We start from the raw sequence: 11,991 nt of genomic DNA, 5'->3' as shown, positions 1-11,991 counted from the left end.
TAGGAGTAGGGTCAATGGCCGTACAAAAGAGCAAGAAATCACGTTCAATGCGTGGCATGCGTCGTTCACACGATGCGCTAACTACAGCTGCACTTTCTGTAGACGCAACTTCAGGTGAAACTCACCTACGTCACAACGTGACTGCCGAAGGTTTCTACCGCGGCAAAAAGGTTATCAACAAGTAAGGTTGACCTTTGCAAAATCTAACCGTTGCGCTTGATGCAATGGGCGGGGACTTCGGTCCTCGTGTAACAGTGCCTGCCGCCGTGCAGGCACTGTCGTATTTCCCAGAGCTAAAAGTCATTCTCATAGGTGATCGAAACGCGATCACATCTCAATTATCTTCATTAGGTCGAATGCCTGGTTCTCGTTTGAGTATCCAGCATTGTGATCGAGTTATTTCCAATTCTGAAAAACCTTCACTAGCCTTACGTAATAGTCAGGGTAGTTCTATGCGTGCTGCTATCGATCTGGTTGCCGAATCACAGGCTGATGCTTGTGTGAGTGGTGGCAACACTGGCGCACTGATGGCGTTATCTCGTTTCAGACTCAAACTCCTTCCCGGTATTGATAGGCCTGCATTGGTTTCAGCTTTGCCTACTGCTTCTGGCAACCGTACATGGATGCTTGATTTAGGAGCGAACGTTTCTAGTGATGCAGATTCACTGTTTCAGTTTGCTGTAATGGGCAGTGCATTAGCGGAACAACATTTAGGTCGTGCTCCACGTGTCGCTATCTTGAATATCGGTGCAGAAGAAATCAAAGGCAATGACCTTGTGAAACGATGCGCTGAAATGTTGTCTAATACTCAGTCTGTGAACTTCATAGGCTATATTGAAGGTAATCAATTACTTCAAGATGCTGCTGATGTCGTCGTATGTGATGGTTTTGTGGGCAATGTCTGCTTAAAAACGTGCGAAGGTACGGCTCAGCTCTTTATTGATAAGCTAAAAACGCGCATGATGGCTTCAACAATAAAGGGTTGGATCGCCAGAATGTTGTTTTCTGAGCTATTTACTGAATTAAAAACCTTGAACCCCGACCAGTATAACGGCGCAAGTTTGTTAGGATTGCGCGGCATTGTCATTAAAAGTCATGGAAGTGCTGATGTGTCTGCAGTCGTCAACGCGATTGGTGAAGCAGTACACGAGGTCAAACGACAAGTCCCCAGCCGCATTAGCGATCGTTTGGAAGCGGTTTTACTCGAGAGGCATTATTAGTCTTCATGTATAGCAAAATTTTAGGTACTGGCAGCTACTTGCCATCTCAGGTGCGTACTAACGCAGACTTAGAGAAAATGGTAGAGACTAGCGATGAGTGGATCGTTGCTAGAACAGGTATTAAAGAGCGTCGTATTTCAGCGGAAAACGAAACCGTTGCGGATATGGCGTTTTACGCTGCTGAGAATGCCATTGAGATGGCAGGTATCGACAAAGAAGATATTGATTTAATCATCGTTGCGACAACCAGCAGTAGCCATACATTCCCGTCTTCGGCATGTCAGGTACAAGGTAAGCTTGGTATCAAAGGCTGTCCTGCGTTTGATTTAGCTGCGGCGTGTTCTGGCTTTGTCTATGCATTGTCTGTTGCTGATCAACATATCAAGACTGGTATGTGTAAAAACGTTTTGGTAATCGGTGCAGATGCACTGTCAAAAACCTGTGATCCGACTGACCGCTCTACTATCATCTTATTTGGTGATGCTGCAGGCGCGGTGGTTGTAGGCGCAAGCGAAGAGCCAGGTATTTTGTCTACTCACATTTACTCTGATGGTAAATATGGTGAGCTTCTAAGCCTAGAAGTTCCAGAGCGTGGCGGTGATGCAGACAAATGGCTGCACATGGCGGGCAACGAAGTATTTAAAGTGGCGGTAACTCAGCTTTCTAAGCTGGTTAAAGACACATTAGCGGCGAACAATATGGATAAGTCAGAGCTTGATTGGTTAGTTCCACATCAAGCGAACTACCGTATTATCTCGGCAACCGCTAAAAAGCTGACGATGTCGCTTGATCAAGTGGTGATTACTCTTGATAAGCACGGCAATACGTCGGCAGCTACCGTACCAACGGCCCTTGATGAGGCTGTTCGCGACGGGCGAATTAAACGTGGTCAAACGCTTCTACTTGAAGCATTTGGCGGCGGCTTCACTTGGGGTTCTGCGTTAGTTAAATTCTAACCCCAAGCGATAACCAACAAACAAGGCACATAACTTATGTGCCTTATTCAATTTTTTGCTTTGCTTAAAGGAAAATTACAATGAGCAAATTTGCTATCGTATTCCCAGGCCAAGGCTCTCAAGCAATCGGTATGCTTGCTGACCTAGGCGAACAGTATGATGTTGTTAAAAAGACATTTGCTGAAGCTTCAGAAGCACTTGGTTACGATCTATGGGCATTGGTTCAAGATGGTCCAGTAGAAAATCTAAATGAAACTTTCCGTACTCAACCGGCTCTACTAACAGCGTCTGTTGCAATCTGGCGTGTATGGCAAGAGCTTGGTCTAGAGCAACCTGCAAACCTAGCAGGCCACAGCCTAGGCGAATACTCTGCACTCGTGTGTGCGGGTGTTATCGACTTTAAAGAAGCGATCAAGCTAGTTGAGCTACGTGGCCAACTGATGCAAGAAGCAGTTCCTGCAGGCGTTGGTGCAATGTACGCAATCATCGGTCTAGATGATGAAGCGATTGCTAAAGCGTGTGAAGAAGCGGCACAAGACGAAGTTGTGTCTCCAGTTAACTTCAATTCACCTGGTCAAGTTGTTATCGCGGGTAACAAAGCGGCAGTAGAGCGTGCTGGTGCACTATGTAAAGAAGCAGGCGCTAAACGTGCTCTTCCTTTACCTGTATCTGTGCCGTCTCACTGTGCTCTTATGAAGCCTGCAGCAGACAAGCTAGCGGTTGCTCTAGAAGCTTTAGAGTTCAACGCACCGGCACTGCCTGTTATCAATAACGTCGATGTGATTGCTGAAACAGACCCTGTAAAAATTAAAAGCGCACTTGTTCGTCAGCTATACAGCCCAGTTCGTTGGACTGAAGGTGTACAAGCGATGAATGAGCAAGGTGTTGAAAAGCTACTAGAATTAGGTCCAGGTAAGGTTCTTACTGGTCTAACAAAACGTATTGTTAAAACTATGACAGCTGCTGCAGTTAATGATACTGCATCACTAGACGCTGCTAAGTAAATAACCATTTAATAGAGAAGTTATGATGAATTTAGAAGGCAAAGTTGCACTAGTTACAGGCGCAAGCCGTGGCATCGGTCGTGCAATCGCTGAACTTTTAGTTGAGCGTGGTGCTAAAGTTATCGGTACTGCTACGTCTGAAGGCGGCGCTGCTGCAATCAGCGAGTACCTTGGCGAGAACGGTAAAGGTCTTGCTCTTAATGTAACGGATGTTGACTCAATTACTGCTACACTGAAGACCATCAACGATGAATTTGGTGCGATCGACATTCTAGTCAACAACGCAGGTATCACTCGTGATAACCTACTTATGCGTATGAAAGACGACGAATGGAATGACATCATCGATACTAACCTAACGCCTATCTTCCGCATGTCTAAAGCTGTATTGCGTGGCATGATGAAGAAGCGTCAAGGTCGTATTGTAAACGTTGGTTCTGTAGTAGGTACTATGGGTAACGCTGGTCAAGCTAACTACGCAGCTGCAAAAGCTGGCGTGATTGGTTTTACTAAATCAATGGCTCGTGAAGTTGCATCTCGTGGCGTTACAGTGAACACTGTTGCTCCAGGTTTCATCGAAACTGATATGACTAAAGCGCTAAATGATGACCAACGTGCAGCAACTTTGGCGAATGTACCAGCAGGTCGACTAGGTGACCCTCGCGAAATCGCTGAAGCTGTGGTATTTTTGGCGTCACCTGCGGCAGCTTATATCACAGGTGAAACACTTCACGTCAATGGCGGTATGTACATGGTGTAAATTATGTGCAACATTTGTGCATGATTTAAGTCAAGATCATACGTAATTTCGGTTAAAATCGTGAAAATTGTGGTTTGACCAGAAAAGTTGACCTTGCAACTTTCAATAGATTGAATAAACTACGGAAAACATCGCATAAAGCGAACTCTGTAAAGGAAAAGAAAAAATGAGCAACCTCGAAGAACGCGTAAAGAAAATCATTGTTGAACAGCTAGGTGTAGACGAAGCTGAAGTTAAAAACGAAGCTTCTTTCGTTGATGACCTAGGTGCAGATTCTCTAGACACAGTTGAGCTAGTAATGGCTCTAGAAGAAGAATTCGACACTGAAATCCCAGATGACGAAGCTGAGAAAATTACTACTGTTCAAGCTGCTATCGATTACGTAACTAGCGCTCAGTAATAATCTCTCCCAGGCGGTCACCTTGACCGCCTGTGTTTTATCTAACTCATCTATCCTCATCTTAAATCACCTCAATCCCCGGAGTGTAATATCGTGTCCAAGCGTCGTGTAGTTGTCACTGGCATGGGTATGTTGTCGCCGGTAGGCAACACTGTAGAATCTTCTTGGAAAGCCCTGCTAGCTGGTCAAAGTGGTATCGTTAATATCGATCATTTTGATGCAACCAATTTCTCAACTCGTTTTGCAGGTCTAGTTAAAGACTTTAACTGCGAAGAGTATATGACTAAAAAAGATGCTCGTAAGATGGACTTGTTCATCCAGTACGGCGTCGCAGCAGGTATTCAAGCTTTAGATGATTCAGCCCTAACTATTACTGAAGAAAACGCCCCTCGTGTTGGCGTTGCTATCGGTTCTGGTATTGGTGGTCTTGGTTTGATCGAAGCAGGTCACCAAGCTCTAACTGAAAAAGGCCCTCGTAAAATCAGTCCGTTCTTCGTTCCGTCGACGATCGTGAATATGATTGCGGGTCACATGTCTATCATGCGTGGTCTACGCGGTCCAAACATCGCTATTTCTACGGCATGTACGACTGGCCTACATAATATTGGTCACGCGGCTCGTATGATTGCATACGGCGATGCTGACGCAATGCTAGCGGGTGGTGCTGAAAAAGCATCGACACCACTAGGTATGGGCGGTTTTGGTGCGGCTAAAGCACTGTCTACTCGTAACGATGAGCCTCAAAAAGCTTCTCGTCCATGGGACAAAGGTCGTGATGGCTTCGTTCTTGGTGACGGTGCAGGCATGATGGTTCTTGAAGAGTACGAACATGCGAAAGCTCGTGGCGCTAAGATTTACTGTGAGCTAGTTGGCTTCGGTATGTCGGGTGACGCTTACCATATGACATCTCCAAGTGAAGATGGCTCTGGTGGCGCGCTAGCGATGGAAGCGGCTATGCGTGATGCTGGCGTGACTGGTGAACAAATCGGTTATGTTAACGCACACGGTACATCGACTCCTGCGGGTGATGTAGCTGAAGTTAAGGGTATTAAACGTGCTCTTGGCGAAGCAGGCTGTAAGCAAGTATTGGTTTCTTCTACGAAATCAATGACTGGCCACCTTCTAGGTGCTGCGGGTTCTGCTGAAGCGATCATCACAGCGATGTCTTTGGTTGACCAAATTGTCCCACCGACAATCAACCTAGATGATCCTGAAGAAGGCTTAGATATTGACTTAGTACCTCACACCGCACGTAAAGTTAGCGGCATGGAATATGCTGCATGTAACTCATTCGGTTTTGGTGGTACAAACGGCTGTTTGATCTTCAAAAAGATTTAATCATCTTATTAAAGACATAAACACTCGTAGATAGTCACAATTAGACTTGTTTTTAAACGGCTTGATGCTTTAGCATTGAGCCGTTTCTTTTTATGGGGAAAAACATGTTCTGGGTTGATGGAGAAAGCCAACAAACTATCGATATCTTGGATCGCTCGTTTCAGTACGGAGACGGCTGTTTCACGACAATGCTTGTCCGAAATGGTCAGATTCAACATTTTCACGATCATCAGCGTCGTGTCGATGATTGCCTTAAAGCGTTACGCATTTCCGCACTTGATTGGGATGTGGTTAACCTTTGGCTCGATAATGCGCTTCAACATATCCAAGATAATGATCTTCATGGGACAAAGAGCCTTGATGGTTCAACGAACCTTCAAGACAAAAACAAGCCTCACAATGAAAAAGCTGGGATCAAGCTGCACGTTAGCCGTGGGACTGGCGGTCGTGGCTACAGTACCAAGAATATCGCTAAGCCAACGATAACCATCAGTATATTTGATTACCCAAGTCATTATTCCGCGTGGCAAGATTCTGGTGTAGAACTCGGTATCTGCCAACAAGCACTGGGTTTGAGCCCACTGCTCGCAGGCCATAAGCACAATAATCGTCTTGAGCAGATCTTGATGAAAGATGAAATGGATCAGGCCGATAAAGTTGATGGTGTGGTTCTTGATATCTCAGGTAATGTGATTGAAACCACCATGGCCAATTTGTTTTGGCGAAAAGGGCAGACGATTCACACTCCTCAACTGACGCAAAGTGGTGTCGCCGGGGTTATGCGTAAGCAAGTGTTAACCGCGCTGAATCAGGCTGAACTTTCCGTTACAATTAGTGACTACAGCCTATCCCAACTAATGCAAGCTGATGAAATTTTCATGACCAACTCCATTTTAGGGGTTGCCCCCGTTACCCGTATTAGTGATACCCAATTCAACATTGGAACCGTTACTCGTAGCCTTCAAGGACAACTAAACTCGTGATCAAAAAGTTATTTATTTTTATTATCTTGTGCCTAATTGCAGCCGGTGCTGCTGGGTTCTACGTTTACAACCAAGCGCAAGATAACCTGAAACAAGTTATTCAATTAGAAAAACCGCAGGTGGTTACCGTTGCTTCAGGCAGCAGCTTTAACCGCGTTCTCGCACAGCTGATTAATGAAGGCCTGTTTGAAGCGTCTCCGTACGAGAAGCTGATTCGCAAGTTACATCCTGAGCTTGTAGACGTAAAAGCGGGTACATTCCTGTTTGAGCCAGGTTTAACCCTTGAGCAAGCGCTACAAGTGCTGGTCGAAGGGAAAGAGCACCAATTCACGATTACTTTCGTCGAAGGCAGTCGTTTTGATGAGTGGCTTGCTCAGCTAAAAGATAACGAATTCATTCAACAGACGTTGGACGGTGTGTCTGAGACAGAGATCGCTGAAAAGTTGGGTATTGAAAATGAAAAGCTTGAAGGTCTTTTCTTAGCGGAAACGTATCACTACACCTATGGCACAACGGATTTAGATCTGTTGAAACGCGCCCACCGAGATCTAATGAACGTGGTGAATGATGAGTGGGAAAACAGAGCGGATAAGCTGCCTCTTAAATCGCCTTATGAAGCGTTAATTCTTGCGTCTATCATCGAGAAAGAGACTGCTGTCGCTTCTGAACGTGAGCGTGTGTCTTCTGTGTTCGTTAACCGCTTGAACAAGCGTATGCGTCTGCAAACTGACCCAACGGTTATCTACGGCATGGGTGATAGCTACAAGGGCAATATTCGTAAGAAAGATCTACGCACACCAACGCCGTACAACACCTATACAATGAGCGGTTTACCGCCAACACCGATCGCGATGGCGGGTAAAGCGTCTATCAACGCGGCTCTGAATCCAGAGAAGAGCAACTACCTGTATTTTGTTGCGAGTGGAACGGGCGGTCACGTATTTTCAAAGAGTTTGACTGAGCATAACCGTGCAGTGCGAGCTTACTTAAAGCAATTAAGAAAAAACAAATAAAGAAAGAATTATGAATCAGTCGAAATTTATCGTGGTTGAAGGCCTTGAAGGTGCTGGCAAAAGTACAGCAATCAATGCCATCGTGGAGACATTGAAAGCAGCTGGTGTCGCTGACATCGTTAATACTCGTGAACCCGGTGGTACCGTGCTTGCCGAGAAGATGCGCTCATTGGTCAAAGAAGAACACGAAGGCGAGAAGCTTCAAGACATGACCGAATTGCTGCTGATGTACGCAGCGCGTGTTCAATTAGTAGAAAACGTCATCAAGCCTGCACTAGATAGTGGCAAATGGGTGTTGGGTGATCGTCATGATATGTCATCTCAAGCTTATCAAGGTGGTGGTCGTCAGATCGCACGCACTACGATGGAATCACTGAAAGAAACCACGCTAGGCGGTTTTAAGCCAGATCTAACCCTATACTTGGATCTTGACCCTAGAGTAGGGCTAGAACGCGCTAGAGGCCGTGGTGAGCTCGATAGAATCGAAAAGATGGATATCTCGTTCTTCGATCGTACGCGTGAACGTTACCTTGAGATTGCAGCACAAGATGAAACGGTTCTTGTGGTTAATGCACAGCAAGAGATTGAGCAAGTGGCTGCTGATATCAAAGTTGCGCTAGGTGCTTGGCTCGATAAACAGTAGGTAGTCATGGCTGAAGTGTATTCTTGGCTCACACCGGTATGGAGTGAGTGGAAAAAAAGTCTCGATGCAGAACGTTTTCCTAACTCTGTGATCGTTAATGCGCCTGAAGGGCTTGGCGTGGAAGCGCTGGTTAGTCAGCTCACGTCGGCACTGATGTGTGTTAACTACGAAAGTGAAGCGTGCGGCTTTTGTCACAGCTGTGAATTAATGAAGTCGGGGAGTCACCCGGATTTTCATGTGATTGAACCTGAGAAAGAAGGTAAATCGATTACCGTTGATCAAGTGCGTGCGAGTAACCGCTGGGCTCAACAATCGTCCCAGTTAGGTGGCCTGCGTGTCATCTTGCTGAATCCGGCTGAAGCGATGAACGAATCGGCGTCTAATGCGCTGTTGAAAACGCTGGAAGAACCTGCGAGTAACTGTATTTTCATTCTTTCGACGCGCAACAGCAATCGCTTAATGCCAACTATCCTTAGCCGTTGCCAGCAATTTAATGTGGTGTGCCCACAGTTGGATGAAGGATCGGCATGGTTAAATGGAGAAGTCGGTAAAACGGTTCCTCAGTACATACTGGCATTGAACGACAACGCACCTCTGAAAGCTAAAGCAATGTTTGATCAAGGTGGCGTCGAAGCTTCTACCAAAGCACTAGATGGCTTTGTGGATGTTATTAAAGGCGTTCAACCAGACATGTTAAAGTTCTCTACAGAGTTGAGTAAAGAGCCTCTGGTTCAACTAGGTTGGTTATGGCACTTATTGTCTGACGTGCAAAAGCTGCATTTCGGTTTGGTTAGTGAAGCGATTACCCCAAGTGCTAGTGTGTTGTCGGGAGTGATGTCTTACCAAAGTGCTTATGCAGCGTCGAATAAACTATTGATATTGATTGAACAATTAAAGCAACACCCTGGGCTCAATACGGAGCTACTCATAATGAATTGGCTGATTGCCACTTGCGAGGAAACATGTTCGTAGATTCCCATTGTCATTTAGACAAACTGGATTACCAAGATTTACACACAAGCGTAGAAGACGTGGTTAATAAAGCGAAAGCAGCAAACGTTGACCACCTGCTTTCTGTTGGCGTTACGCTGGATTCGTTTGAAAATATGCTCGGGATGATCTTGCCGTTTGATAACGTTAAGGCTTCGTGTGGCGTGCATCCTCTCGATGTTGAGAGTGACTTTTGCTTAGACCGAATGCGTGAATACGCGAGCAATCCCAAAGTGGTGGCGATTGGTGAAACTGGCTTAGATTATCACTATCAACCAGAGACAGCAGAGCTCCAACAACTGCGATTTAAGCAACACGTCGCGTTGGCAGTAGAGCTAAATAAGCCTTTGATCATCCATACTCGTAATGCGCGTGAAGATACATTGTCGATTTTGCGTGATGGCGGTGCTGATAAATGTGGTGGTGTGATTCACTGCTTTACAGAGGATCAAGCGTTCGCTGAAGCGGCGATGGAACTTGGCTTTTATATCTCGATCTCAGGGATCGTTACGTTTAGGCAAGCCACAGAACTTAAAGAAGTCGTAAAGAATTTACCACTTGATCGACTGTTGATTGAGACGGATTCTCCATATTTAGCTCCTGTTCCATATCGTGGTAACCAAAATCAGCCTGCATATGTGGTCGAAGTGGCAGCTTATATTGCTCAGTTGAAAGGACTGTCAATGAAAGAGGTTGCTGAACAAACGACCAAAAACTACCAAAAACTTTTTTTGCGATAAAAAACTAAGTTAAGAAATAAAAGGGAGCGAAAGCTCCCTTTTTGTGTTTTTGATCACCAAAAGTGCGTTTTTTTTTAATGTTTACTAATTATGTTGAACTTGAGAGCCCTATTTCTAACATTTGTAATTTTGTTACTAAAAATAACATTAGCTCCTATTTTATTTACCCAGTAAAATAATAGAGACCTCGAAAAATAATCTTTATTTTCAGTGGTTTACTGGCTTGTAAAGCATTGCATTTCTTGATTTGACATGTGATCCAAGACGTGTTTTGAAACTAAATTTCGTAAGTGACTAGAAAGTTAGTTCCCCATCAATATATATTTAGCGGCAGAAAATATAATGCAATACATGGTTACATTTTCGCAGGGTGCTAACATATAGGCTACGGGGGTGTGCCGTTAGGACCCATATAATTATTTTATCTTTATCAGGAGCATAAACATGTTTAAGAACCTTTTTGCTAGCCTGCAGAAAGTTGGTAAGTCTCTGATGCTACCAGTATCAGTTTTACCAGTTGCGGGTATTTTGCTAGGTGTCGGTGCAGCAGATCTTCCTTTCATTCCAGAAATTGTTTCAAACTTAATGGAACAAGCGGGTGGTTCAGTATTTGGTCAAATGGCACTACTGTTCGCAGTAGGTGTTGCACTTGGCTTTACTAACAACGATGGTGTAGCTGGTCTAGCTGCTATCGTTGGTTACGGCATCATGACTGCTACACTTGGCGTAATGGCTGGTGTAATGGGCGTTGATAAAATCGATACTGGTGTACTAGGTGGTATCCTAGTCGGTGGTGTTGCTGCTTGGGCATTCAACCGTTTCTTCCGTATTCAACTACCAGAGTACTTAGGCTTCTTCGCTGGTAAGCGTGCCGTGCCAATCATCACAGGTTTCTCTGCGATTGGTCTAGCAATCCTACTATCTGTAGTATGGCCACCAGTTGGCGGCGCTATCTCTGCGTTCTCTGATTGGGCTGCTCACCAGAACCCACAAGTGGCGTTTGGTATCTACGGTATCGTTGAACGTTCTCTGATTCCATTTGGTCTTCACCACGTTTGGAACGTACCTTTCTTCTTCGAAGCTGGTACTTGTGTAAACGCTGCTGGCGAAACTCAAAACGGTGTTCTTACTTGTTACCTAGTTGCTGATGACGCATCTCGTGCAGCGGGCAATGGCTTCGGTCAGCTAGCTGGTGGTTACATGTTCAAGATGTTCGGTCTACCTGCTGCTGCAATCGCGATTGCACATTCAGCTAAACCTGAAAACCGCGCTAAAGTAATGGGTATCATGGCTTCTGCTGCGTTAACTTCATTCCTAACGGGTATCACTGAACCAATCGAGTTCTCATTCCTATTCGTTGCTCCTGTACTGTACGCAATCCACGCTCTACTAGCTGGTTCTGCATACGTTCTTGCGAACACTCTAGGTTTTGTACACGGTACATCTTTCTCACACGGTCTAATCGACTTCCTAGTTCTATCTGGCAACGCGTCTAAGATGGGTCTAATGGTTGTATGTGGTATTGGTTACGCTGCAATTTACTACATCGTATTCCGCACTGTGATTAAAGCACTTGACCTTAAAACTCCAGGTCGCGAAGACGAGTCAGAAGACGAAATCGTTGCAACTGGTACAGAGCTTGCTGGTGAGTTAGTTGCTGCATTCGGTGGCAAAGCGAACATCACTGGTCTTGACGCTTGTATTACTCGTCTACGTGTAGCCGTTGCTGATACAGCAGTTGTTGACCAAGACAAACTGAAGAAACTAGGTGCTGCAGGTGTTGTTGTAGTTGCTGGTGGCGTACAAGCTATCTTCGGTACTAAGTCTGACAACCTTAAGACAGACATGGATGAGTGGATCCGTAACAACGGTTAATTCACTGATTCAATAGACTGAAAGGAGGCCGAAAGGCCTCCTTTTTTGTTTTCTGCTCAATGGCATCCC

The 11,991-nt window shown here is 45.3% G+C and carries 13 protein-coding genes; all 13 read left to right on the top strand.

The annotated features are described in order from the left end of the window. Positions 1–14 precede the first annotated feature (14 nt). The 13 genes from rpmF (at position 15) to ptsG (ending at position 11,922) form a co-directional block, all read left to right on the top strand. Complete coding sequence (rpmF, locus tag OW495_RS09615; protein WP_004737376.1) at positions 15–185, top strand: 50S ribosomal protein L32; 171 nt, start codon at positions 15–17, stop codon at positions 183–185. A gap of 9 nt (positions 186–194) precedes the next feature. Further along, positions 195–1,220 carry a phosphate acyltransferase PlsX gene (gene plsX, locus OW495_RS09610; RefSeq protein WP_102514154.1) on the top strand — a complete coding sequence of 342 codons (1,026 nt, stop codon included), beginning with the start codon at positions 195–197 and terminating at the stop codon, positions 1,218–1,220. 5 nt (positions 1,221–1,225) lie between these two features. Continuing rightward, a complete protein-coding gene (locus OW495_RS09605) occupies positions 1,226–2,176 on the top strand; it encodes a beta-ketoacyl-ACP synthase III (protein WP_010437276.1) in 951 nt (316 codons plus the stop codon). An 80-nt stretch (positions 2,177–2,256) separates the two neighbouring features. Further along, positions 2,257–3,180, top strand: coding sequence for an ACP S-malonyltransferase (gene fabD / locus OW495_RS09600; protein ID WP_102514155.1), 924 nt, complete (start codon positions 2,257–2,259; stop codon positions 3,178–3,180). Positions 3,181–3,205: 25 nt separating this feature from the next. Continuing rightward, a complete protein-coding gene (gene fabG, locus OW495_RS09595) occupies positions 3,206–3,940 on the top strand; it encodes a 3-oxoacyl-ACP reductase FabG (protein ID WP_029223568.1) in 735 nt (244 codons plus the stop codon). 166 nt (positions 3,941–4,106) lie between these two features. Beyond that, positions 4,107–4,340, top strand: coding sequence for an acyl carrier protein (gene acpP / locus OW495_RS09590; protein ID WP_012603569.1), 234 nt, complete (start codon positions 4,107–4,109; stop codon positions 4,338–4,340). Between the two features lie 93 nt (positions 4,341–4,433). Then, a complete protein-coding gene (fabF, locus tag OW495_RS09585; RefSeq protein ID WP_017107282.1) occupies positions 4,434–5,678 on the top strand; it encodes a beta-ketoacyl-ACP synthase II in 1,245 nt (414 codons plus the stop codon). A 104-nt stretch (positions 5,679–5,782) separates the two neighbouring features. Next, positions 5,783–6,661, top strand: a complete 879-nt coding sequence (gene pabC / locus OW495_RS09580; protein ID WP_102514156.1) for an aminodeoxychorismate lyase — start codon at positions 5,783–5,785, stop codon at positions 6,659–6,661. Further along, complete coding sequence (gene mltG, locus OW495_RS09575) at positions 6,658–7,674, top strand: endolytic transglycosylase MltG (RefSeq protein WP_102514157.1); 1,017 nt, start codon at positions 6,658–6,660, stop codon at positions 7,672–7,674. Before pabC ends, mltG begins: the two co-directional genes overlap by 4 nt. A 10-nt stretch (positions 7,675–7,684) precedes the next feature. Further along, complete coding sequence (tmk, locus tag OW495_RS09570) at positions 7,685–8,317, top strand: dTMP kinase (RefSeq protein ID WP_065103230.1); 633 nt, start codon at positions 7,685–7,687, stop codon at positions 8,315–8,317. A gap of 6 nt (positions 8,318–8,323) precedes the next feature. Continuing rightward, a complete protein-coding gene (locus tag OW495_RS09565; RefSeq protein ID WP_102514158.1) occupies positions 8,324–9,289 on the top strand; it encodes a DNA polymerase III subunit delta' in 966 nt (321 codons plus the stop codon). Then, positions 9,280–10,047, top strand: coding sequence for a YchF/TatD family DNA exonuclease (locus tag OW495_RS09560; RefSeq protein WP_102514159.1), 768 nt, complete (start codon positions 9,280–9,282; stop codon positions 10,045–10,047). The genes OW495_RS09565 and OW495_RS09560 overlap by 10 nt, the downstream gene beginning before the upstream one ends. Positions 10,048–10,491: 444 nt before the next feature. Then, positions 10,492–11,922 (top strand): PTS glucose transporter subunit IIBC, encoded by a 1,431-nt coding sequence (ptsG, locus tag OW495_RS09555; RefSeq protein WP_017111083.1) that lies wholly within the window; start codon positions 10,492–10,494, stop codon positions 11,920–11,922. Positions 11,923–11,991 lie beyond the last annotated feature (69 nt).

Source organism: Vibrio sp. 14N.309.X.WAT.E.F5 (genome assembly GCF_030397615.1).
In the GTDB taxonomy this organism is placed as follows: Bacteria; Pseudomonadota; Gammaproteobacteria; order Enterobacterales; family Vibrionaceae; genus Vibrio; species Vibrio lentus.
Note: the sequence above shows the minus strand (reverse complement) of the source record. Positions and strands in the feature narration are given on the sequence as shown.